The sequence below is a fragment of the Actinoplanes sp. NPDC023936 genome, assembly GCF_040639325.1.
GTDB lineage: Bacteria > Actinomycetota > Actinomycetes > Mycobacteriales > Micromonosporaceae > Actinoplanes.
In genome coordinates, this window is the sequence record NZ_JBEZZR010000012.1 from 143,764 (window position 1) to 166,777 (window position 23,014).

At 69.8% G+C, this 23,014-nt stretch carries 19 protein-coding genes and 1 tRNA gene; 12 read left to right on the forward strand and 8 right to left on the reverse strand.

Annotated features, from left to right (window positions below; translation table 11 throughout):
* Positions 1-20: 20 nt before the first annotated feature.
* Both AB0F72_RS18440 and AB0F72_RS18445 read left to right on the forward strand, forming a co-directional pair.
* On the forward strand, positions 21-677 hold the full coding sequence (locus tag AB0F72_RS18440; RefSeq protein WP_360432239.1) for a response regulator transcription factor: 657 nt from the start codon (positions 21-23) through the stop codon (positions 675-677).
* Entirely contained in the window at positions 674-1,789 is a 1,116-nt protein-coding gene (locus AB0F72_RS18445; protein ID WP_360432241.1) for a HAMP domain-containing sensor histidine kinase, read from the forward strand. The genes AB0F72_RS18440 and AB0F72_RS18445 overlap by 4 nt, the downstream gene beginning before the upstream one ends.
* A 1,336-nt stretch (positions 1,790-3,125) precedes the next feature.
* Here AB0F72_RS18445 and AB0F72_RS18450 read toward each other — a convergent pair.
* The 5 genes from AB0F72_RS18450 to AB0F72_RS18470 form a co-directional block, all read right to left on the reverse strand.
* Positions 3,126-4,799, reverse strand: a complete 1,674-nt coding sequence (locus AB0F72_RS18450) for a DUF262 domain-containing protein (RefSeq protein ID WP_360432244.1) — start codon at positions 4,797-4,799, stop codon at positions 3,126-3,128.
* Positions 4,800-4,998: 199 nt separating this feature from the next.
* Positions 4,999-5,559 carry an HD domain-containing protein gene (locus AB0F72_RS18455; protein ID WP_360432247.1) on the reverse strand — a complete coding sequence of 187 codons (561 nt, stop codon included), beginning with the start codon at positions 5,557-5,559 and terminating at the stop codon, positions 4,999-5,001.
* Between the two features lie 12 nt (positions 5,560-5,571).
* Complete coding sequence (locus AB0F72_RS18460) at positions 5,572-6,690, reverse strand: helix-turn-helix transcriptional regulator (protein ID WP_360432250.1); 1,119 nt, start codon at positions 6,688-6,690, stop codon at positions 5,572-5,574.
* Positions 6,691-7,432: 742 nt separating this feature from the next.
* Positions 7,433-7,505, reverse strand: a tRNA-Arg gene (locus AB0F72_RS18465).
* A gap of 13 nt (positions 7,506-7,518) precedes the next feature.
* Entirely contained in the window at positions 7,519-8,601 is a 1,083-nt protein-coding gene (locus AB0F72_RS18470; protein ID WP_360432252.1) for an alpha/beta hydrolase, read from the reverse strand.
* 177 nt (positions 8,602-8,778) lie between these two features.
* Here AB0F72_RS18470 and AB0F72_RS18475 point away from each other — a divergent pair, with 177 nt between their 5' ends.
* The 3 genes from AB0F72_RS18475 to AB0F72_RS18485 all read left to right on the forward strand — a co-directional run bounded on the left by AB0F72_RS18475 (position 8,779) and on the right by AB0F72_RS18485 (position 11,108).
* Positions 8,779-9,405 (forward strand): single-stranded DNA-binding protein, encoded by a 627-nt coding sequence (locus AB0F72_RS18475; RefSeq protein ID WP_360432255.1) that lies wholly within the window; start codon positions 8,779-8,781, stop codon positions 9,403-9,405.
* Between the two features lie 258 nt (positions 9,406-9,663).
* Positions 9,664-10,131 carry a hypothetical protein gene (locus tag AB0F72_RS18480; protein ID WP_360432258.1) on the forward strand — a complete coding sequence of 156 codons (468 nt, stop codon included), beginning with the start codon at positions 9,664-9,666 and terminating at the stop codon, positions 10,129-10,131.
* Positions 10,128-11,108 carry a cobalamin biosynthesis protein gene (locus AB0F72_RS18485; protein ID WP_360432261.1) on the forward strand — a complete coding sequence of 327 codons (981 nt, stop codon included), beginning with the start codon at positions 10,128-10,130 and terminating at the stop codon, positions 11,106-11,108. The genes AB0F72_RS18480 and AB0F72_RS18485 overlap by 4 nt, the downstream gene beginning before the upstream one ends.
* Here AB0F72_RS18485 and AB0F72_RS18490 read toward each other — a convergent pair.
* Positions 11,105-11,908, reverse strand: a complete 804-nt coding sequence (locus AB0F72_RS18490; RefSeq protein WP_360432264.1) for a metalloregulator ArsR/SmtB family transcription factor — start codon at positions 11,906-11,908, stop codon at positions 11,105-11,107. The genes AB0F72_RS18485 and AB0F72_RS18490 overlap by 4 nt on opposite strands.
* A 65-nt stretch (positions 11,909-11,973) precedes the next feature.
* On the opposite strand from AB0F72_RS18490, the gene AB0F72_RS18495 reads away from it, so the two are divergent.
* The 6 genes from AB0F72_RS18495 (at position 11,974) to AB0F72_RS18520 (ending at position 19,468) form a co-directional block, all read left to right on the forward strand.
* Complete coding sequence (locus AB0F72_RS18495; protein ID WP_360432267.1) at positions 11,974-13,524, forward strand: cobyric acid synthase; 1,551 nt, start codon at positions 11,974-11,976, stop codon at positions 13,522-13,524.
* A gap of 97 nt (positions 13,525-13,621) precedes the next feature.
* A complete protein-coding gene (locus tag AB0F72_RS18500) occupies positions 13,622-14,740 on the forward strand; it encodes a M48 family metallopeptidase (protein WP_360432270.1) in 1,119 nt (372 codons plus the stop codon).
* A gap of 51 nt (positions 14,741-14,791) precedes the next feature.
* Positions 14,792-16,147, forward strand: a complete 1,356-nt coding sequence (locus AB0F72_RS18505) for a dipeptidase (protein WP_360432273.1) — start codon at positions 14,792-14,794, stop codon at positions 16,145-16,147.
* A 12-nt stretch (positions 16,148-16,159) separates the two neighbouring features.
* Positions 16,160-17,614: an FAD-dependent monooxygenase gene (locus tag AB0F72_RS18510; protein ID WP_360432276.1), complete on the forward strand. Its 1,455-nt coding sequence runs from the start codon at positions 16,160-16,162 to the stop codon at positions 17,612-17,614.
* Positions 17,615-17,760: 146 nt separating this feature from the next.
* Entirely contained in the window at positions 17,761-17,958 is a 198-nt protein-coding gene (locus AB0F72_RS18515; protein ID WP_360432433.1) for a hypothetical protein, read from the forward strand.
* A gap of 10 nt (positions 17,959-17,968) precedes the next feature.
* On the forward strand, positions 17,969-19,468 hold the full coding sequence (locus tag AB0F72_RS18520) for an ATP-dependent DNA ligase (RefSeq protein ID WP_360432279.1): 1,500 nt from the start codon (positions 17,969-17,971) through the stop codon (positions 19,466-19,468).
* A gap of 6 nt (positions 19,469-19,474) precedes the next feature.
* Here the strand turns inward: AB0F72_RS18520 and AB0F72_RS18525 are convergent, their stop codons facing one another.
* Together AB0F72_RS18525 and AB0F72_RS18530 are read right to left on the reverse strand one after the other, a co-directional pair.
* Positions 19,475-19,831: a hypothetical protein gene (locus AB0F72_RS18525; RefSeq protein WP_360432282.1), complete on the reverse strand. Its 357-nt coding sequence runs from the start codon at positions 19,829-19,831 to the stop codon at positions 19,475-19,477.
* Positions 19,828-20,700 (reverse strand): SURF1 family protein, encoded by an 873-nt coding sequence (locus tag AB0F72_RS18530; protein ID WP_360432285.1) that lies wholly within the window; start codon positions 20,698-20,700, stop codon positions 19,828-19,830. Before AB0F72_RS18530 ends, AB0F72_RS18525 begins: the two co-directional genes overlap by 4 nt.
* 133 nt (positions 20,701-20,833) lie before the next feature.
* On the opposite strand from AB0F72_RS18530, the gene AB0F72_RS18535 reads away from it, so the two are divergent.
* A complete protein-coding gene (locus tag AB0F72_RS18535) occupies positions 20,834-22,912 on the forward strand; it encodes a cobyrinate a,c-diamide synthase (protein ID WP_360432287.1) in 2,079 nt (692 codons plus the stop codon).
* The last annotated feature ends 102 nt before the right edge of the window (positions 22,913-23,014 follow it).

Sequence of the window (23,014 nt, forward strand, 5' to 3'; positions counted from 1 at the left end):
CGCCGGTCCACTATGGGGGAATGCGGATCCTGGTGGTGGAGGACGAGCCGCTGCTCGCCGACGCGGTCGCGCTCGGGCTGCGGCAACAGGCACACGCGGTGGACGTCGTCTACGACGGCGGCGCGGCCCTGGAACGAATCGACGTCAACGAGTACGACGTGGTCGTGCTGGACCGGGACGTGCCGGTCGTGCACGGCGACAAGGTGTGCCAGGTGCTCGCCGAGCGCAAGGCCGGCATCCGGGTGCTGATGCTGACCGCGGCCGCCGGGATCGACGACCGGGTCACCGGCCTGGCCCTGGGCGCCGACGACTACCTGCCGAAACCGTTCGCGTTCCGGGAGCTCTCGGCGCGGGTGGCGGCGCTCGGCCGGCGGGCCCGGCCGGCTGCGCCGCCGGTCCTGCGCCGGGCCGGGATCAGCCTCGATCCCTACCGCCGGGAGGTGCATCGGGACGGCCGGTACGTCCCCCTGTCCCGCAAGGAGTTCGCGGTGCTCGCCGAGCTGCTCCGGGCCGACGGGATCGCGGTCTCCGCCGAGACGCTGCTGGAGAAAGCCTGGGACGAGAACGCGGATCCGTTCACCCACGCGGTCCGGATGACGATCCTCAAGCTGCGCCGCAAGCTGGGCGACCCGCCGGTGGTGCTGACCGAACCGGGAGTGGGGTACCGGATCCGATGAGACTCACCGTGCGTGGCCGGCTCACCCTCGTGTACGGCGGCCTCTTCGTCGCCGCAGGCCTGCTCCTGCTGGGCGCGATCTACGTCCTCGTCGACCAGGGCCCGGCCGGTGCCAAGACCGCGGTCTTCACCGATCAGTTGGCAGCGCCGCCGCCCGACGGCGAGAGGTACCTGCAGAAGGTGGTCGAGGGCACCCAGGCGAGCACCCTGCACACCATCCTGACCCGGGGCGCGATCGCCTTCGTCGTGATCAGCGCGGCCGCCATCGCGCTCGGCTGGCTCATCGCCGGCCGCCTGCTGCAGCCGCTGCACCAGATCACCGCGACGGCCCGCCGCATCGCCGAGTCACCGGCCGCCGACCGCGGCCTGCACGAGCGGATCGCCCTGGCCGGCCCGGACGACGAGGTGAAACGCCTGGCCGACACGTTCGACCTGATGCTGGCCCGGCTGGACCAGTCGTTCGACGGCCAGCGCCGGTTCATCGCCAGCGCCTCCCACGAGCTGCGCACCCCGCTCACCCTGAACCGGACGCTGCTCGAGGTGGCGCTGGAGCCGGCCGAGGTGTCACCCGAGGTCAAGCAGCTGGGGACCACGCTGCTGTCGATCAACGATCGCCATGGCCGGCTCATCGACGGGTTGTTGCTGCTGGCGCGGTCGGATCGGGAGGTGACCGAGCGCTCCTACGTTGATCTGGCGGACATTGTGGACCATGTCGCGGTGTCGGACACCGTGAAGGTGCTGGCCGAGCCGGGTGAGGCCGCCGTCCTGGGGGATCCGGTCCTGCTGGAACGCCTCGTGGAGAACCTGGTGGAGAACGGGATCCGGCACAACGTCGCGTCGAACGGGTGGGTGCAGGTGACGTCCCGGACCCGCCCGGACGGGTGGGTGGAGTTGCGGGTGGGCAACTCCGGGCCGATGATTCCGCGATATGAGGTGCCGGGGCTTTTCGAGCCGTTTCATCGGTACGGGCGGGAACGGCTCGCGTCGCCCGGGGCGGGACTGGGGTTGTCGATCGTGCGGGCGGTGGCGCGGGCACACGGTGGCGGGGTGCGGGCCGATGCCCGGGACGAGGGCGGGTTGATCGTGACGGTGCTGCTGCCGCGAGCGCCGTGAGCCGTCAGCTACGATGCGGTTCTCTCCTTTCGGAGGGGTCTCAGGAACACCCCGGTCGTTTTCGCCCGGGGTGTTTCGTATTTCGGGAGCCGCCGGGGGTGTTTCGTTGCCGGGGCTCGCTCGCCGGTTCGCAGAGTGCCGGGGTTTTCGGTCTGCGGGACCAAGCAGCTCACTCGGTGTCACGGTGGGTCGTCGGCCACGGCGGCGCGCTGCCGGTCTGCGTCATTCTGTGAGGCGTGGGGCGTCCGCGGCTTTCCGCGAAGCGCGAGGTTTACCTCGGTTGCCGGCACGTGGGGTGACTGTTTGTGCGTGGGGGCGGGTGGGTGTCCGTCCCGCGCGAGCGCGAAGTCCGCACGCCCACGACAGCGGCGCGAGGTGACGTCGGCTGCACGGGTGCTTGCTCGCCGGCTTGCGCGCGATCACCGGGCAGTGTTCTGGTATCGACGAGTTCACCATGACGATGCGTGTGCCCATCCCTGCGCGAGGCGTCCGTCGATCCGGCATCACGTGGTGTCACGCCGGGTCACCGGACAGGCGGAGCGTTACGGGGTATGCGTCATTCTGTGGGGCCTGGGACGTCCGCGGCTTTCCGCGAAGCGCCGGGTTTACCCCGGTGACCGGCACCGCGCGTGACGATCACGGGCTTTCTGCACACCCGGCACGATTCGAACCTGCGATCGCCGCGTCCCGCCCACGAAGCGTGAGGTCATGCCCGGTGCGCTCGCAGCCCCTCGCGCGTGGATGGGAGCACACCGAAGCGGTTCATCATCGTCCTGGCAGGGACGCGAGTTCACGATGACGATGCGTGGGCTCTCATCCTCGGGGCGCCGCTGGCCCGGACGGCGCGCGCCCTGCTGGGCCGGTGTGGGCCACGCATGGCCGGCGGCCGCGCTGCGGCCTTGAGCGGCACTTGGTCGCGGGGTAGTCAGAGGAGCGCCACTGCTTTTCGGGAGCAGTGGCGCGTACCCAATAAGGGTTTTGCGCGCCCGGCAGGATTCGAACCTGCGACCGACGGATTAGAAGCACGGTCTGGCCGGTGATGGGGTGTGGTCGCGGGTTCGTAGGAGTGCCTGCCCGTCCAGGTGGGCACCCCTACCACTGTGTCCCTGTGACCGGCTGTGCCGACAGGTCTACAGGCGTCCGGGCTCACGATGGCCTTCGACCGCTGACGTGTATCGATGCTGCTGGAACCTGGAACCTGGAACCTGGAACCTGGAACCTGGAGCTCCGCCGGTTTAGCGTCCGGTTCGCCAGACTACGTGCCGCGCCCATGTCGATCATAATGCCGGTATTTCGGCGGTGGGCGTTTGCTTGGAGCAGGCCGGCCGCTACCCGGTTATTCCCTTAACGCGGTTGCGTGCTCACTTTCCTTATAGCCCGTATTGCAGAAGGGGTGCGTGAGTTGTGCGTTCTCAGGGTTTCCCATGCCTCCATCCTGTTTCCTGGTCTTGTGGTCAAAGGAGGCAGAGGTGTATGGCAGGCGGGCGCCGCAGATCCCGCACAGTGAGGCTCGCTCCAAGATATCTTTCAGCATAATCGAGTTGCGAGTCTCGGCTGAAAAATTCTTCCCATGCAACCGGTCATCCTCTGTTATCTCTTTAAGGAACTTGAGGGACGGGGTCGATTGCAAGCTGGAGATAACCGCAGCGGAATTGCTGCCAGCCTCCAGTGATCGGAACACAGTTTCATACATCGTGTATACGTGGGGGGCTGCCTTGCTGAAGCTGCCGTAGTTTCGAACTACTTGGTTGAGGAAGTGCTTATTTGCCACCATAAAGGTTTCAAACTCGGATCGAACCTTCGTAAATTTAGAGAACGACCGGGTCGTCTCCAGATTCACTATAAAACGAACGGACGCCAAGAAGGCTGCGGGCTGAAAACGGCCGGTCGCGCCATAGAAATAGACTGCGGGGTGCAAGCCCAGAGAACCCGGCTCCTTGCCAGCGATCTTGCCCGCCACCTTGCGAACGGCCTGCATGAATTTGATAGTTTGAGCACCGTCTGAGTCATCAACTAGATAGGCCGTGAGGGGATCCCCCGCCCTGTTCTTAGGCGCCTTTCCGTCGCCTTCGCGCCACATCTCAGGAGTTAGGCCATTCACGAAGTTGACCAGCTCAAACACCATTTTTAGACTGTCAGAAGAATATCCCTTGCCTGCTACAGGGAGGTCCGCTGAGCGGATCACCGACTCCGTATCCGGCTTAAAAATAAGCGAATAGACTTCTTTGGCCAGAGTTTCGATCCTTTCCCGATTTTCCTCATTGAAGTCGGACCAATATTTGTGCCCGGTTCCTGCGCGAATGAATGCGCGAGCCGCCAATGCGTTCGGCTTCCTCCGAGCCTTGATGAGACTGAGTTCAGTCTCGTCGATGGGAGTAGCTTTCTGATTGATCCGGAAGAATGAGTTCTCGGCCTTCTCAGCACCACCGGCTACCCACTGGAGATCAAGTGCCAGGATGCTAAGGTTGCGAGCAAGCCGCAGACGATCTCTACTAGCCGTATCTGGGTTCCTTAAGGCGAGAGATAGGTCGCCGTATGATCCGACTGTCTGATCGATAGCCTTGCGAGTGATCTCTGCGGCTCTCAACTGATCTGGAACAATATTATTCTCAAAGAAGCGCATTGAGGTGTGGCTGTCGCCGTAATCATTCTGAACCCATGCTATGAGGGCGCTAAGTCGGTGCGCTCCATCGATAACGAAGATGTTGCCGCTTTTGGGGGAACGCCACAAGATGATGGCCGGAATGAGGTCGCCCTCCAAGAAACTCTTGACGAGTTCAGCAACCTTGTCGGGGGTCCAATTAGCGGTTTCGCGCTGGAAGTCAGGCTTGCGAAGAACGTGGAAGATAAGGCTACTTTCTGCCAAGTCCGTGATGCGCATTGTCTGACCCAGATTCGATTGCTCCATCAAGGGTTCGTCCGAGTCGACCTCGAAGTCGTCACGCTTGATCAGGGCGTCTAAGTTAACGAACTGGGCGGCCAAGTTTCCTCCCCGAAACTCAGAACTCATGCGCGCAAAAATAGGTCGGCATGATATCGGTATAGCGCGTCTGGTGCTGCTTTCCGCGCAGCCTACCGTGCGTCAGCGATGATTCATAGGTCACGTCAACGGCAGTAAGTAAATTGATCGTGCTTCCATGCGCATTTGGTTGGGTGTACTTCCCTGTGCCAGCACACCGACCTGCAGCGGCTTCGCCGAAACACACACTTCAACGCTCTCGCCAACTGAGCGGAGAGAGGGCGACGGCGGCGTCCGCGATGCGCCTGCTCGTCTCGGTCTTGAGGTCCTTGCGGGCGGAGTCGATCCAGCCTTCGACTCGGCGGATGCCGGTGTCGCGGTACTCGACGGCTTGGAGCAGCATCTCCAGCTTGTCGGCGTCTTTCGCGCACTGCGCCTCGAGTGTCTGGCGCGCCTCGTACTCGTCGACCGCAGCGCGCACTGTCTCGCGAGACCGCTCGGGCAGGTCGTTCGTCTGGTCGGCGGTGATCTGGCGCGGGTCGGGCTTGGTCAGGTAGGCAGCTGCGGTGTGCGGTAGGTCGCCGGTGCGGGTCTCCTGGGTGTCGTGCCAGAGCGCGAGGAATGCGGCGCGAGCTGGGTCGGCGCCCTCTTCGGCGGCGATGAGTGCTGCAAGCTGTGCTGTCCGCATGGTGTGCTCGGCTACCGACTCGGGGTCGCGGACGCCGGCGTGCCACCAGCCGGTGCGGCGGACACGCTTCAGCAGGCCCAGCTCGTATCCGAATGCGGCGATTGCCTCGGCGTCCTCTGGCACGGTGGGTCCTTCCTACCGGTCGGCGATGCGGATCGCGTACTCGAGGCCGGCGAGCTGGTCTCGCTCTGAGCCGCTCAGGTCAGCGGTGGAAGCGAGCCTATCGAGCACTTCGGTGAGCGATGTGCGAACGGCTTGCCGTCCGCTGAGCAGCTCTGGACGCGAGGCTATGAGCGCGTGCAGGGTGCAGATGTTCAAAGGGCGCTGCGGCGAGGCTGGGTCGAGGCGTTCCATGAGGTGCCGTAGGAGCCGGCTTCCAGCCCATGATCGGGTGTCGGCGGTGAGCATGAAGTCGTCGTTGGTCTGCTCGTCGCTGAGTTCGCCGATCCAGTAGGCCCAGTAGTTGAGATTCGCTACCTCTGCGGCCTGGTCGGTCATGTGATCGACGAAGTCGTAGAGGTGGGTGCTGTCACCGGCGACTGCCAGGGCCACCGATGCGGAGCGGGCCTCCAGGAGTTCCGCGATGTCGTGGTCTCGGGGCCGGTGGCGTCCCGCGCGGTTCCACTCGGTGCGAAGCCAGTCGACGACCTCCGGCCGTCCGTCGAAACCGAGCAGGTAGACGGCCTGTCGGCGCAATAGTGCCTCGTCGGAGCGCTGTGCGCGGTCCGCGATGGTCAGCAGGTGGTCGAGGAAGCGAGTGCGTGCCTCGGTGCTCAGCTTGGGTTGGGTTGGCGTTGGGCCGCGCCGGGGGGATCCAGAGGCAAGCTCGTGCAGGTGCCTCGGCATTCGTCCGAGGAGCGGCCACAAGATCAGATTGGTGATCGTCCAGCGGTGGACGCTGGCGGCGAGCGGGTGGCTTTCCGGATCTACCCAAGCGTCGCCCGCGACGATGCCGGTCGTGAGGACCTGGTCGGCTTCGATCGCCTCGCGGAGATGGCGGCCTATCGCTGCGGGCGCACCCAGTCTGGACAGCCGGCCGCACAGTTTGAGGAAGTCGCCCGCACTCATCGCGGAGAGTGGGCGGCGGCCGGACTCCCATCCCTGAACGGTGGTGACATCGACCGCCAGTTCTTCAGCGAATCGCTCCTGGGTCAACAAGGCGGAGTGGCGTGCGAGCTTCAGGACAAAACCCGAGACGAGGCCGTTTGTTCGTGAGCTCTGACCGTCGGTCAGGGTTGTGGATCCTCGCGCCACGGAAGCCTCCCTCGGCATTCCTCTTTCTGTACCGCCCACTCGTACTGACAGTCAGTTCTGCGCTTCGCCGTCTGATCGTACCGTCATTAAGCGACGGAGCGAAGAGCCGTTGACCAGCAGGAATGAGGCTTGCTGTGGGTAACACCTACTACGCGAAATCGGCGGAATCGCTACTCAGCGACGCGCTGAAGATACTTGATGATCACGTGACTTCGAGTGCCTCCGGGCGCTGCCTGGCTTGCGATTCCGTCGGGCCGTGTTGGCGGCGAGAGAACGCGGTGGCGGTGTTCTCTCGAAGTCTGCGGCTGCCTCGTGCGTCAGCCTTGCAGACCTCGTCGCAGCTTTAGCGGCGAGCCAGAGATCCGACAGCGTGGCGGACGGGTACAGGTTCGCCCGTGGTCGAGTTGAGGCCTGGAGCAGTCACAGTGCTCCAGGCCTTGACTAATGCGTAACATTCGTCACGGTGCTTTGGTTGGTGGTCCTCGCAGTTTTTCGCGGGTGGATGGGAGCACACCGAAGCCATTCACCACTGTCCTGGCCGGGACGCGAGTTCACGATGACGATGCGTGGGCTCTCATCCTCGGGGCGCCGCTGGCCCGGACGGCGCGCGCCCTGCTGGGCCGGTGTGGGCCACGCATGGCCGGCGGCCGCGCTGCGGCCTTGAGCGGCACTTGGTCGCGGGGTAGTCAGAGGAGCGCCACTGCTTTTCGGGAGCAGTGGCGCGTACCCAATAAGGGTTTTGCGCGCCCGGCAGGATTCGAACCTGCGACCGACGGATTAGAAGTCCGTTGCTCTATCCGCTGAGCTACGAGCGCTGGCCTGCACATACTAGGCGGTCGTGCCGGATCTGTCGTCCGCCTCGTCGCTGGTGGCGTGCTCGACTGCTGCCTCGGCTGCCTCCAGGACCATGGCGGCGCCCGCTTGGTCCTCCGGCGCGGGAGGCACCCGGACTTCCGGGGTGCCGGGGGCGGGCAGGAAGGCGTCGGTCCAGCGTCCCAGCTCACGGAACACTTCGGTGCGCACTTCCTTGCCGGAGAGGGTGAGGTCGTGCATGCCGCCGTCGAAGCGGGCGATCGTCACCCGGGGGCCCAGGCCGGGCGACCATCGGGTGATGTGATCCACGTCGAGGACGGCGTCGGCCATCCGGACGTCGTCGTGCCATTGCCGGCCGCGGAACGTGCGCTCCGAGCAGGCGACCAGGACCGGGACGTCTATCGCCAGGCCGGCGCGGAGGCGGCGCTGGCCGCGGCGGATCGCGTCCAGCCAACCCATCCGGACCGGGAAACCGAGTATGGGTTTCCAGGCCAGGTCGTAGCTCCACTCCCCATGATGCTCGCTGTGCAGGCTCTTGCCGTAGAGGCCGAGGGAGGCGGTGGGGATTTTCCGGTACGGGGACCGGCCGTTCACCGCCAGCACCAATGACATCAGCGGACGCCGGACCAGCCACGGCAGATTGAAGTCGAAGAACGGGCTGTTCAGGAACAGGCCGTCGACCAGCCCTCGGCCGGAGCGCGCATGCGCCCAGAGCGACGTGATCAGGCCGCCCGTCGAGTGGCCGGTGACCAGCAACTGGTCGTGGCCGTCGTCCTCGCGGATGATCCGGGCGGCCTCGTCGAGCTCGGGGAAGTACTCGGTGAGGCTGCGGGTGAAGTTCGGTGTCTGGTGGGGCAGCAGGCTGCGGCCGTACTTACGCAGGTCTAGGGCGTAGAAGTCCCAGCCCCGCTCGACGAAGAAGTCGGCCATGTGGGTCTGGAAGAAGTAATCCACGAAACCGTGGACGTGCAGCACGGCCCGCCGGGACGGCCGGTCGGCCCGGCGCCGGACCAGGGTGGCCACGACCGGACCCTCGTCGTCGTGGCCCAGGTCGATGGTGTGCCGCTCGTACGGCGCGCCCAGAACATCGGTCTCCACGATCACAGGCTACCCACGAGTAGGCCGCCGCGCGCCATAACAGATCGACAGCTGTGCCGGGATGCCATCCACATTCCGGGGTCCTCCACAGGGCCGAACCGCAAGATCCGCAGGCCGGGGCCGGGAACGGCGAAGCTGGCCGCCGACCGATGCGCTCGACGTCCTGAGGAGGAAATCGTGTTCGAAACCAACATCGTGATCGTCGGCAACGTGCTCACCGCACCGGAGTGGCGGCGGATCGAGAGCAGTCAGCAGCTCGTGGCGAACTTCCGGGTGGCATCCACGGCCCGCCGCTGGGACCGGGAGAACAGCCGCTGGGTCGACGGCCACAGCATGCGGGTGCGGGTCACCGCCTGGCGCAAGCTCGCCGAAGGGGTGGCCTCGTCGATCGGGGTCGGTGACCCGGTGATCGTCTACGGGCGGATCTTCACGCGTGACTGGACCAACGACCAGAACCAGAAACGCATCTCGTACGAAATGGAGGCGTTCTCGATCGGCCACGACCTGAGCCGGGGCCGGGGCAAGTTCTTCCGCAACCGGCCGGCCGCGTCGCTCGCGGTCATCGAGGACGCGGAGGCCGACGCCCTGGTGCGCGGTGAGCCGTCCGTCCCGGTCGATGAGGCCGAGGCCCCGGTGACGTACGGCGACGGCATCGGCGAGCCGCTTCCCGTCGAGATGGAGCCCGGCTTCCTCGAAGTGGTGGCCGGGCTGCCCGACGAGCCGGAGCCGGAGGAGGAGGAAGAGGAGGAGACCGCGCCGCGGCGTACCCGGCGAGGCGCCAAGCGGGAACCCGTCGCGGCCTGAGGCATTACTCCGCCGCCGCCCGGAGGCATTCTCCCGGTGAACTCCGGCGCGGTGGCGCCCGGCGGTCCGGCTCGGTAGGGGTCACCGGGCCGGGCCGCCGGTGCCGCGATATGCCGGCGGCGTGCGGGCGCGCGTGCCGACTTTGCGCACGTGGACATGTTCCTTCGAACAGGATGGGCCGATCGTGCCGATGCTTCCGGCCGCCAGTCGGAGCGGCCCGGGTGGGAATCCGGGGCCCCGACCCGGCAAACTGGACGCGTGCTGCTTAAGGACATCCGCGCCATCGTGAGCCAACCGGTGGTGCTCTCGCCGGAGGACCCGTCGGCTGAGAACGCGAACACGAACTGGTTCGGTGCGCCACCCCACGAGCGTCTGGGACTCTCCGCCGACGAGGTGGTCGCCACGCTGGAGGAGACCGCCTCCGTGCTCCGCGAGCAGGTGGCCGGGGCCGGGCACCAGGGTTCCGCCACGTTCTACGTGTGGCATGACACGGTGGCCGGGCAGCTGCGGTGCTCGGCCGGCACGTGCAAACCGAGCGACCTCCCGTTCGAGGTGCCTTACCAGGTGACCGACGACCTGCGGGCCATCGTCGTCGAGTTCCTGGAGGACCGGGCGCCCGGCTCGATCGCGTGGGGCCAGCTGGAGCCGGTGCCGTACCCGGAGGAGACCGACGAAGGGGCCGGCCTGGCGGTGTGGGCGTTCGATCTGACGCCGTTCGGCCGGTGAAGCCGGTCGCGCTGGTGACACCGGTAGCGGCCGCCGACGCGGCCGGGCTGATCGCGGGGTACCTGCTGGACGCGGCGATCGGCGATCCCCGGCGGTTCCACCCGGTCGCCGGGTTCGGCACCGCGGCGGGCGCCCTGGAACGGCGGATCTATCGGCCGAACCGGGCGGCGGGCGCCGTGTACACCGCGATCGCGGTCGGTGTTCCGGCGCTGGCCGGTCTCGCGGCGGCGCGGGCCATCAGGCGTCACCCGGCTGCCCGGTTCGCGGTCACCGCGGCGGCGACCTGGACGGTGCTCGGCGCCCGTACTCTCCGGCGCGAGAGCCGGACGATGGCCCGGCACCTGACCGCCGGCGATCTGCCGGCCGCGCGCGGCCGGCTCGGTCACCTCTGCGGGCGTGATCCGTCGGCGCTGGACGAGCCGGAACTCGCCCGCGCGACGGTGGAGTCGGTCGCGGAGAACACGTCCGACGCGGTGGTCGCGCCGCTCTTCTGGGGTGCGCTGCTCGGGCCGGCCGGGCTGCTCGGTTACCGGGCCGCCAACACGCTCGACGCGATGGTCGGGCACCGGTCGCCGCGATACGCCCGGTTCGGCACGGCGTCGGCCCGGCTCGACGACGTGCTGAACCTGGCGCCGTCCCGGCTCACCGGCCTGCTCACTGTCGCGGTGGCGCCGGTGGCGGGTGGAACGCCCGCGGAGACGCTGCGGGTGTGGCGCCGCGATCGCAACGATCATCCGTCGCCCAACGCGGGCCAGTGCGAGTCGGCGATGGCCGGCGCGCTGGGGGTACGCCTGGGCGGGCGCAACGTCTATTTCGGGCGGAGCGAGGTCCGGCCGTTCCTCGGTGACGGCCCGCGCCCGAAAGCAGTGCACCTGCGGCGGGCCGCGCGGGTGTCCGGCGCGGTGGGCGCGGCCGCTGCCCTGCTGGCCGCGGCGTTCGCCGCAGCCCGAGGATCAATTGCCGGGGGTACGCGCTAAGCCCGCCCGCCCGAGGCGGCAGCTCGCTGTTCGGCATGCATCTCCCAGGGTGCCTGAGGCAGCACCCGCCCGGTTTCCAGAAGCGATTTCAGGTTGGCCATCACCGCGGGCCAGCCGGCCGAGACTTCGTCAGCGTCCTCGGCGCTCGGGATGTTCTCGTGGGTGACGGTCAGCCGGACGATGTCGTGGTGCGGCTCGACCAGGAACGTCACAGTCGTCGCGTCCGGCCCCGCTCCGGAACCGGCCTCACCGAAGGTCATCACCAGGCGGGCGGGCGGCTCCACCTCGAGGACCACACCGCCGCCGTCGGCGATGCCGGAGCCGTCGGTGCGCCGGTGCTCCCAGGCCGAGCCGGGCTGCCAGTCGGAGACGTTGCTGTGCCCCCAGAACTCGCCGGTCAGGTCGGCTGAGGTCAGCGCCTCCCAGACCCGCTCGGGGGTGGCGTGGATGTAGGTCACGTACACGAAGCTGGGTTTCATCGGTGGCTCCTCCGCTTGTCGGCGAATCGCATCGAGGGTCCGCAGCCGGGGCTCCTCGAACGGGCTGATCCATCGCTGCTGCAACTCGTGGATGGGAACCGGGTTGAGGTAGTGCAACCTCTCCCGGCCCCGCCGGACGGTGCTGATCAGGTTCGCGTCCGCCAGCACGTCGAGGTGCTGGGTGACGGACTGCCGGGTCATGTCGAGGCGGGCGCAGAGCCGGCCGAGCGTCTGACCGTTCTCCGCGCGCAGGCTGTCGAGCAGCCGACGCCGGCTCGGATCGGCGAGCGCCTTGAAGACCCTGTCCATCTCACCGGCCATGACCTGCATTGTGCAGGCAGATGACTGCATGTTCAAGCGGGAAGTAGAGTGACCGGGTTGTCGTCGTGCGAGCCTCGGAGGCCAACTTGAAGAGCGGTGGCCTTCTGGTCGCCGGCACCACATCGGACGCCGGCAAGAGCGTTGTCACCGCCGGTGTCTGCCGCTGGCTGCAGCGCAACGGTGTGCGGGTGGCGCCGTTCAAGGCGCAGAACATGTCCAACAACTCGGTGGTCGTGCTCGGCGCCGACGGGCGGGCCGGCGAGATCGGGCGGGCGCAGGCGATGCAGGCGGCGGCCTGCGGCATCGAGCCCGACCTGCGGTTCAACCCGGTGCTGCTGAAACCGGGCAGCGACAGGTCCAGCCAGGTGATCCTGATGGGCGAGGCGGTGGACACCGCGACGGCTGCCAACTATCGGTCACTGAAGCCGAAGCTGGCCGAAACCGCCTATGCCGCGCTGGCGGAGCTCCGTGCCGAGTACGACGCGGTGATCTGCGAGGGCGCGGGCAGCCCCACCGAGATCAATCTGCGCGACAACGACTTCGTCAACATGGGGCTGGCCCGGCGGTTCGACCTGCCCACGCTGGTGGTCGGCGACATCGACCGGGGTGGCGTGTTCGCGGCGTTCTTCGGGACGCTCGCGCTGCTGTCGGCCGAGGACCAGCGACTGGTCGCGGGCTTTGTGATCAACAAATTCCGGGGCGACCTCGACCTGCTGCGGCCGGGTCTCGACATGATCGGTTCGGCGACCGGGCGGCCGGTGCACGGTGTGCTGCCGTTCCATCTCGACGTCTGGCTGGACGCCGAGGACTCGCTGGCCTACGGGCGGGTTCTCGGGCGGCCGGGCCCGCCGCGCGGGGCCGACTGGCTGCGGGTCGCGGTGATCCGGCTGCCCCGGATCTCGAACGCCACCGACGCCGAGGCGCTCGCCGCCGAACCGGGCGTCCAGGTGCGGCTAACCATCGAACCCGGTGAGATCGCCGACGCCGATCTGGTGGTGCTGCCCGGGTCGAAGGCGACCGTTAGTGATCTGGAGTGGCTGCGGACCACCGGGCTGGCCGGCGCGGTGCGTGCACACGCCGCCGCGGGCAAGCCGCTGCTCGGCGTCTGCGGCGGTTTCCAGATGCTCGGCGAGCGCATCCACGACGAGGTGGAGAGCGGTCGCGGCTCGGTGTCCGGCCTGGGCCTGCTCCCGACCGAGGTGACGTTCGCGGCGCGCAAGACGCTGGCGCGGTCGGCGGGCGCCGGCCTGGGTGCGCCGGTGCGCGGCTACGAGATCCATCATGGGTACGTGTCCGCGGGCGCCCCCGAGCCGCTGCTGCACGGCGCCGACGGCCGTCCGGAGGGCGCGATGTCCGGAAACGTCTACGGCACGCATTGGCACGGGGCGTTCGAGTCGGACGAGTTCCGCCGCCGCTTCCTGACCCGGGCCGCGGCACAGGCGGGCCGGCACGGTTTCAGTGTCGCCCCGGACACCCGCTACGCCGCGATCCGCGAGCGGGCCCTGGACGTGCTCGGTGATCTGGTCGCCGAGCATCTCGACACCGACGCGCTGTGGCGACTGATCGAAAACGGCCCGCCGACCGGGTTGCCGTTCGTCCCGCCGGGCGCCCCGTAAGGGTTCGTCCCTGACGACAGGGTTGCGCCTCGCGCGTACGTTGGTCCCGGACGCAGCCATGACTGCCGCGCTGGCGGCGGGGATCGGGGTGAGACCGATGACGACTTCCGATGATGCCAACCCGCCGGTACGACGCCGGGTGACCCTGACCGGCATCAGCTCGCGGGCCTGGGAGCACCCGGCCGACCGGGGCGCCCTGTCCGCGCTGCGCGAGCTGCGCGGTTTCGACGACGTGGTGAAGACCTTCTTCGGCATGTGGAACGAGCGCGGTTTCCGGCTCGCCTTCCTGGCCGGCTCGATCCGCGTCGACCACCGGCAGTACCCACGCGTCTACCAGCGCTTCACCGAGGCCGCCGCCACGCTTGACGTGCCGAGCCTCCCGGAGCTCTACGTCACTCAGAACCCGATCATCACGGGCCAGGCGATCGGCCTCGACAAGCCGTTCATCGTGATCAGCACGGGCGCTGTGGAGCGGCTCGACGACGACGAGCTGCGCGCCCTGCTCGGCCACGAGCTGGGTCACGTGGGCAGCGGCCACGCCGTTTACAAGACCATCATGTCGATCCTGACCAGCTGGGCGGCGAACCTGAGCTGGCTGCCGATCGGCGCGATCGCGCTGCGGGCGATCATCGCGGCGATGCTGGAGTGGTGGCGCAAGGCCGAGCTCTCCGCCGACCGGGCCGGCCTGCTCGCCGGCCAGGACCCGGCGGCCTCGCTGCGCCTGCTGATGAAACTGGCCGGTGGCGGCGACCTGTCGCAGATCGACACCGCGGCGTTCCTGGAGCAGGCCGGGGAGTACGAGGGCGGCGGCGACCTGCGCGACAGTCTCCACAAGCTCGGCATGGTCGCGTGGAGCACGCACCCGGTCCCGGTGGCCCGCGCCTCCGAGCTGCGCAAATGGGTCGACTCGGGGGAGTACGCGCGGATCATCGGCGGCGACTACCCGCGCCGCGACTCGGACGGCGACGCGTCGGTCTCCGAGGACGTCAAGGAGGCCGCGAAGGCGTACCGGCAGGACTTCGCCGAGTCGCAGGACCCGCTGGTCGGTCTGCTGCGCCGGGTCGGCGGCGGCGCGTCGGACATGGCGGGCATGGCCGCCGGCCGGGCGATGAACTGGGCGGCTGACGCCCGGCGCCGCAGCCGCGGCTCCGACGGCGGGACGAACGGCGGGACCGACGGCGGGACCAACGGGAGCGACAGCACCCCGGAGGCTTGATCCGCCGACGCGGGCCGGTGCGGGCCACCGCACAGGCCTACGATCGGCGGCATGAGCCTGAGTGAATCCGATCTGCGCGCTGCGATCCAGCGCGAGCTGCCCGGTGTCCGCGCCGACCTGGAACGGTTGGTGCGGATCCCGGGCATCGCTTTTGAAGGTTTCGACCACTCGCACGTCGAGCGTTCCGCCGAGGCGGTCGCCGAGCTGTTGCGCGGGTGCGGGCTCGACACCGAAATCGTCCGGCACGGCGGCCAGCCCGCCGTGATCGGCCGTAAGGCGGCACCGGCCGGCGCGCCGACCGTGCTGCTCTACGCGCACCACGACGTCCAGCCGGCCGGTGACCCCGCGCTCTGGACCAGCGACCCGTTCGAGCCGGTGGAGCGGGACGGCCGCCTCTACGGCCGGGGCGCGGCCGACGACAAGGCAGGTGTGATGGCGCACGTCGCGGCGCTGCGCGCGTTCGGCGACCAGCTGCCGGTCGGCGTGGTGGTCTTCGTCGAGGGCGAGGAGGAGTACGGCTCCGACTCCCTCAACACGATCATCCACGAGCACCTGGAGGAGCTGCGGTCCGATGTCATAGTGATCGCCGACTCCGGCAACTGGGACATCGGGCGGCCCGCGCTGACCACCTCTCTGCGCGGTCTGGTCAACATGTTCGCCGAAGTTCGCGTGCTGAAGAGCGCGGTGCACAGCGGCATGTTCGGCGGCCCGGTCCCGGACGCGCTGATCACCCTGGTCCGGCTGCTGGCGACGCTGCACGACGACTCCGGTGAGGTCGCGGTCGAGGGCCTGGTCGGCCGGGAGGGCGCGAGCGTCGACTACCCGGCGGACCGGTTCCGGCACGAGGCCGGGATGCTCGACGGGGTCGAGTTCATCGGCAAGGGGACGATCACCGACCGGATCTGGACCAAGCCGGCGATCGCGGTGCTCGGCATCGACGCGCCGCGCACGCTGGAGGCGGCGAACGCGTTGCAGCCGTCCGCCCGCGCCAAGATCAGCGTCCGGCTGGCGCCCGGTGAGGATCCGGCGTCGGCTTTCTCGGCCGTCTCCGAGCACCTGAAGCGGAACGTCCCGTGGGGCGCCGCGCTCACCATCGAGCTGGAGAGCGACGGTCAGCCGTGCGTGATCGACGCGACCGGGCCGGCCTACGACGCGGCTCGCGCCGCGTTCCGTGCCGCCTGGGACGGCACCGAGCCGGTCGACATGGGCGTCGGCGGATCGATCCCGTTCATCGCCACGTTCCAGGAGCTCTTCCCGGAGGCGGCGATCCTGGTGACCGGCGTGGAGGACCCGTACTCGAGCGCGCACGGGCCGGACGAGAGTCTGCACCTCGGTGAGTTCGAGCGCGTCTGCGTCGCCGAGGCCCTGCTCCTCAAGAACGTCGCGGAGACCGTGACCGGAAACTGAACGGAGTGGCCGATGGCCGAGTTGTCGTGTGAGGTCCTGGTGGTGGGCGCCGGTCCGACCGGCCTGATGCTCGCCAACTGGCTGACCCGTCTCGGGGTGCACGTGATCGTCACGGACACCAAGGACGGGCCGACCAGGGAGTCCCGGGCACTCGTGGTGCAGGCACGCAGCCTGGAGATATACGACCAGCTCGGCATCGGCGACCAGGTGCTCGACGCGGCCCGGCGGGCCGAGGCAATAGCGCCGGGTTTCGGCCCGCGCGCGTTCGGCCGGATCCCGCTGGGACCGCTCGGCACCCGGATCACGCCGTACCCGTACATCGAGGTTCTCGAACAGAGCCGCAATGAGGAGATCCTCTACGACAACCTGCGCAAACTCGGGCGCGAGGTGTTCTGGGAGACGCCGCTCACCGCGGTCGTGCAGACCGAGCAGGGCATCGAGGCGAAAGTCGGCAACGACACCGTACGGGCCCGGTTCTGCGTGGGATGTGACGGGGCGAACTCGATGGTGCGCAAGATCCGGCGGATCGGGTTCGAGGGGGTCACCAATCCGCACCAGTTCTTCGTGCTCGATGCGTCGGGCACCCGTGGCCTGGTCGAGCGTGCGATAAACGTGCGGCCGAACGGCACCGACTTCATGGTGGCGTTCCCGATGCAAGGCGAGGGGAACTGGCGGCTGATCGGGGCGGTGCGCGGGGCCGACCTGGAGGAGGACGACGCGCGCCGGCGGCTGCGGCAGACGTTCGGCGTCAGGTACGAGAACTCGCGCTGGTACGCGACGTATCGGGTGCACCATCGGGTCGCGGTGGCGTTCCGGGACGGCCCGTTCTTCCTCGCCGGTGACGCCGCGCACGTGCACTCGCCGGTCGGCGGCCAGGGCATGAACACCGGGCTGCAGGACGCGCACAACCTCGCCTTCAAGCTGGCCGACGTGCTGCACGGCGTGGCCCGCGACGGCTGGCTGGACAGGTACGAGGCCGAGCGCCGGCCGGTCGCCCGCAAGCTCGTCGCCACCACGGACCGGCTCTTCGGGCTGATCACGTCCAACCGGCTGCCGGCCCGTACCCTGCGCCGCCTCGTCGTTCCGCTGATCGCGCCGGTCGGGGTGCGCGTGCTGCCGCGCTCGTCGGCGGGATCACGGCTGTTCCAGTACGTCTCGCAGACTCGGATCCACTATCGGATGACCCCGGACGAGGGACGCCGGGACGCCGTCGTGGGCCGCCGGCTGCCGTGGTCGGGCGGCAATCACGCGGTGCTGCGTGCCGCCGAGTGGCAGGTGCACGCCTACGGTGGCGTGGACGCTTCGGACGTGCCCGATCTGGGGGTTGCCGTGCATCTTTTCCCACCCGCGCCGGGCACGGCGCTGCGTCCCGGGCTGCTCTACCTGGTCCGTCCGGACGGGTTCGTGGCGGCCAAGGCCGAGCCCGCCGAGGCGGAGCCGCGCTTCCGTTACGCGCTGGCCCGGTGACGCCGCACGCCTGGCTCGGGGACGATCAATCCTGTTAGGATTCGAACATGCGTTCGAATGCTGCGCCTGCGCCGACCAGCCGCGTGGTCCGGGCTCTGCCCGCCGGCCCGCGGGACACGCTCGATCGCCTGCGGATCCGGGATCGGATCGAGTCGATCGCCCGATTGCGTGCCGCCGCCCGCGCGCTGGGCGACGTCGACGTCTCCGGGTGGGACGACGACACTCTCCACGACCATCTGGAGGATCTCTCCAAGGTGCTCTGTGCGCTCGACGCCGAGCTCAGCCGGGTGGCCGACTCGGTGCGTGCCCGGGGCTTCCGCGTCAGCGAGCCGAAAGCGGCGTGATCCTGCCAGGATGGGTCACGTGCGGTTCCTCGACATAGCTGCCACATCGGCGGCCGTCAGCTCGACCTCGGGGCGGAAAGCCAAGATCGAGCTGCTGGCCGACGCCCTGCGCCGCCTCGATCCGGAGGAGATCACGGCCGGTGCGGCGTTCCTCGCCGGCGAGCTGCGCCAGCGGCAGACCGGTGTGGGCTACGCCGGCCTGCGCGACCTGCCACCACCGGCGGCCGAGGCGAGCCTCACCGTCGCCGGGGTGGACGCCGCGATCGCCGAGATCTCGGTGGTCGCCGGCGCCGGATCGCAGGCCCGCCGGCGTGAGCTGATCGGCGCGCTCTTCGGCGCGGCCACCGCCGACGAGCAGCGGCTGCTCGTCGGCCTGTTCGGTGGCGAGCTGCGCCAGGGCGCGCAGGCCGGCCTGCTGGCCGAGGCGGTCGCCTCGGCCGCCGGGGTGCCGGTCACCGCGGTCCGCCGGGCGCTGCTGCTCTGCGGCGATCTGAAACAGGTCGCCGTGGCGGCGCTGACCGGCGGCGCGCCCGCCCTCGCCGAGATCAGCCTGCGGGTGGGCACCCCGCTGAGCCCGATGCTGGCCAGCAGCGCGCCCGACGTCGGCGCCGCGCTGCTCGCCACCGGCACGCCGGCGGTCATCGACACCAAGCTGGACGGCATCCGCATCCAGGCGCACCGATCCGGCGACGACGTGGCGATCTTCAGCCGCAGCCTCGACGACATCACCGCCCGGCTGCCCGGCGTGGTGCGGGCCGTCCGCGCCCTGCCGCTGCGCGAGGCGGTGCTGGACGGGGAGGCGATGGCGCTCGGCTCCGACGGCCGGCCCCGGCCGTTCCAGGAGACGGTGACCAAGGGCGTCACCCTGGTGCCGTACTTTTTTGATCTTCTGCACCTCGACCGGACGGACCTGCTCGACGAGCCGGGCCGGGTGCGCTGGGCGGCGCTCGCCGACGCGGTTCCGGGGGAGCTGACCGTCGGCCGGTCCACCGCCGAGACCGAGGAGGAAGCCGCCGCCGTCTTCGCCGCCGCGCTCGCCGCCGGGCAGGAGGGTGTCGTGGTCAAGGCGCCCGACGCGGCGTACGACGTGGGCCGGCGCGGCGCCGCCTGGGTGAAGGTGAAGCCCCGGCACACCCTCGACCTGGTGGTCCTCGCCGTCGAATGGGGAAACGGCCGCCGCAAGGGCTGGCTGTCCAACCTGCACCTCGGCGCCCGTGACCCGTCCACCGGCGAGTTCGTGATGCTCGGCAAGACGTTCAAGGGGCTCACCGACGAGTTGCTGCGCTGGCAGACCGAGCGGTTCAAGGAGCTGGCCGTCTCCGACGACGGCTGGGTCGTGCGGGTGCGGCCGGAGCAGGTCGTCGAGATCGCGTTCGACGGCGTGCAGACCTCGCCTCGCTATCCGGGTGGCGTGGCGCTGCGGTTCGCCCGGGTGCTGCGGTACCGCGACGACAAGCGGGCCGCCGAGGCGGACACGATCGACGCGGTCCGCGCCTTCCACGTCCCCTAGAGGCTCCTAGAGGGCGGCCAGACTCCGGACGTAATTGACCTGCTGGTTGATGGCGGCGGCGTCGGACTCGTGGCGGATCGGGACACGAGCCACGTACTGCCGGGTGCCGCTGGTGACCGTGACGTGGACCGTACCCTGGGGAATTGTCTCCTTGTAGAGCAGGAGGAACAGGCTCAGGCCGGCGGTCACGCAGATGCCGACGAACGCGAGGATTTTCGCCCAGGCCGGGGTGCTGCGCTGCCCGAACCAGTGATCGGTGACCTGCCAGATCGAGCCGGCCAGCGGGAAGTCGCCGACCGGTGTGCGGACCAGCGACGAGGTGACCTCGATCTCGGCGATCTGCACGATCACCGGGCCGGTCATGCCCGTTCCCCGGTCTTCTCCGCGCGCCGCTGATCGGCGGCCGCGACGCGATCCAGGGGCTTCTCCGCTTTCGGTACGGGTGTGGCCCGCTCAGCCGGTTTCTGCTCGTCACCCGCGTCGAAGCCGTGCGCCTCGCGCCGGGCCTGCCAGCCGAACAGCACGAAGGCCATCACCGCGAACAGCCACCACTGGACCGCGTAGCCGCCGTTCTGCCAGGCGTCCTCGTGCGAGATGGGAATCGGGACGAACGCCGGGTCGGCGGCTGGTGTCTGCTCGCGCAGCAACACGTAGGCCCCGTAGACCGGGAACGGGAGCTCGCCCGCCAGACGCGGAATGTTGAGCCGCCGGGTGTCCAGCCGGCCGTCCCGGCGTTCCACCGCGGCGGGTCGGCTTTCCGACAGGTGAACCTGGCCGACGACCGTGACCTGCCCGGACGGGGCGGCCGGCGCCTTCGGGGCGGCGAGCGCCCCACCCTCACCGGCGGGCACCCAGCCGCGGTCCACGAGAACCGCCGTGCCGTCCTCCAGGATCAGCGGCGTGACGATCTCGAAGCCCACCTCGCCATCGACCGTCCGGCCGCGGGCCTGGATCTCGTGGTTCGGGTCGAACCGGCCGGTGACGCTCACCTTTGTCCAGGCCAGGGACTTGCCGGGGGCGGCGCCGGGAGCGCCGGCGGCGGCCGGGGCGGCGAGGATCGAGCTGATCGGGACGGCCTGGACCGAGTTCGCCGAGTCGATCCGGTCATTGATGTCGGCACGCTCGTGGTACCGCCGGAGCTGCCAGTTGCCGAGCATCACCATGACCACCGCAGCGACGACGGTCAGCGCGAAGGCAGCGAGCCAGCGGGGTGAAAGCAGGAACCGGTACACCCCCCGAGGCTACCTGGCGCGACGGTAACGCCCGCCGCAGCCAGGTAGTCTGCGACATCCGGCAGTCGTCACCACGCGGCCGCCGACTGCGGAATCCTCGGGGGAGACATTGATCACCCAGCCTCGTCTGGTCGTGAGCGCGCCGGCGTCCGGCCACGGCAAGACAGCCATCGCTGTCGGGCTGCTCGCCGCCCTCGCGGCGCGGGGCATCCCGACGGCGGGCTTCAAGGTCGGCCCGGATCACACCGACGCGGCGTACCTCGGTCTGGCCGCCGGCCGGCCGGGCCGCAATCTCGACCCCCGCCTGGTCGGCGCCCAGCGGGTCGCGCCGCTCTTCGCGCACGGCGCGGCCGGGACCCAGCTGGCCGTCGTCGAGGGCGCGATGGGCCTCTTCGACAGCCTCACCGGCCAGCCCGAGGTGGACGGCACGGCGGCGGTCGCGGCAGCGCTGCGCGCCCCGGTTGTGCTCGTGGTGGACGTGGCCGCGATGGGTCACTCGCTCGCCGCGCTGGTGCACGGGTTCCGGATGTTCGACGAGATGGTCCACCTGGGCGGTGTGATCCTGAACCGGGTGGCGTCGGCCCGGCACGAGCAGATGCTGCGCAGCGCCATGGACGACATCGGCATGCCGGTGCTCGGCGCCCTGCACCGCGGCGAGCTGCCCAACGTGCTGCCGGCCCGCGCGCACGGCCTGGTGCCGGTCGCGCACCGCACGGTCGAGGCCGGCCGGGCGGTCCGCCGCCTCGGCGAGGCCGTCGCGACGATGCTCGACATGGACCGGCTGATGGCCCTCGCCGGGTCCGCGCCCGCCCTGCCCGGCCCGATCTGGACGCCGTCCGAGGCGGCCGGCGCTCTCGGGGGTTCTGGCGCTCTTGCCGGTGACGGCTCCGAGCAGCGGCCGATCATCGCCCTGGCCGGGGGCCAGGGCGCCCCCTATACGTATGTGGAGACCGCCGAACTGCTGGCCGCCGCCGGCGCCGACGTCGTGGTGGTGGATCCGCTGCGCGACGAGTCGCTCCCGCCGGGCACGCGCGGGCTGATCGTCGGCGCGGGCCTCCCCGAGGGGTACGCCGAGGAGCTCTCCGCCAACCACCGGCTCAGTGCGGCCGTCGCGCAGTTCGCCCGGGACGGCTGGCCGGTCGTGGCCGAGGGCATCGCCTTCCCGTGGCTCACCCGCGAGCTCGACGGCCGGCCGATGTGCGGCGTGCTGGACGCGACGGCGACCACCGGGGAGCAGACCGTCGCCGGCTACCGCGAAGCCACCGCGCCGGGCACGTCGGTGCTGGCTCCGGCCGGCGCGCGGATCACCGGGTACAAGCAGCACCGGGCGATCGTGGCGCCGCGCGCCGGTTCCACGCCGGCCTGGACCTGGTCCGGCGGGAACCCGGAAGGCTTCGTCTGGCGTCAGGTGCACGCCTCGCAGCTCGGGTTGCACTGGGCGGCGGCGCCGGAGATCGCCAGGCGGCTGGTGGCGGCGGCGCTGGCCGGGCCGGGCCAGCCGGGCGGGCCGGCCGCACCGTCTCAACCGATGCCGCCGAGCGTGCCGCAGCCGATGCCGCCGGGGGCGCCTCAGTCCATGCCTCATGGGGTGCCGCAGCCCGTGCCGCATGGGGTGCCGCAGCCCGTGCCGCACGGGGTGCCGCAGCCCGTGCCGCAGAGCCCGTCTCAGCCCGTGCCGCCGGCCGGGTCTCAGCCGATGCAGCCGGTGGGCTCTCAGGGCATGCCGCCGGCCGGGTCCGCGCCGATGTCTGCCGGGCCGCCGCAGGGCATGCCGCCGATGAGCCCGCAGCCGGGCAACGGGCCGACCGGTCCGGTGCCGCCGATGCCGGTGCCTCCCGGTTCGATGCCGCCGGTGCCGATGCCGCCGGTGCCGATGCCGCAGGGTCCCCCGCAGGCGGGCGCGGGGCCGGCGATGCAGCACAGTCCCGGTCCGGTCCTGCATCCCGGCTCGGGCCCGGGGATGCCCGCTCCGCAGACCTCCGGTCCCGGGATGCCGGGTTCGCACATGCCGGGTTCGCACATGCCTGGTTCGCACATGCCGGGTCCGCAGATGGCTGGTCCTCAGATGGCCGGGCATGGGATGGCGGGGCCGGGGATGGCGCCGCCGAATCAGGGGCCACACCAAGGGCCGCACCCGACGCCGAACCAGGGGCCGGGCGCGCCCTCGAACCCCGAGAACCGGCCCACCGCTGACATCCCGATCCACTCCTGAACGGCTGCCGGGGCGGGCGCCGGACCGTCCCGGAAGTGCCCCGGAAGCCGGAAACCGCCCAGCGTGCGAAAGCTGATCGCCGTGCCCGGAAGTTGTCGTACC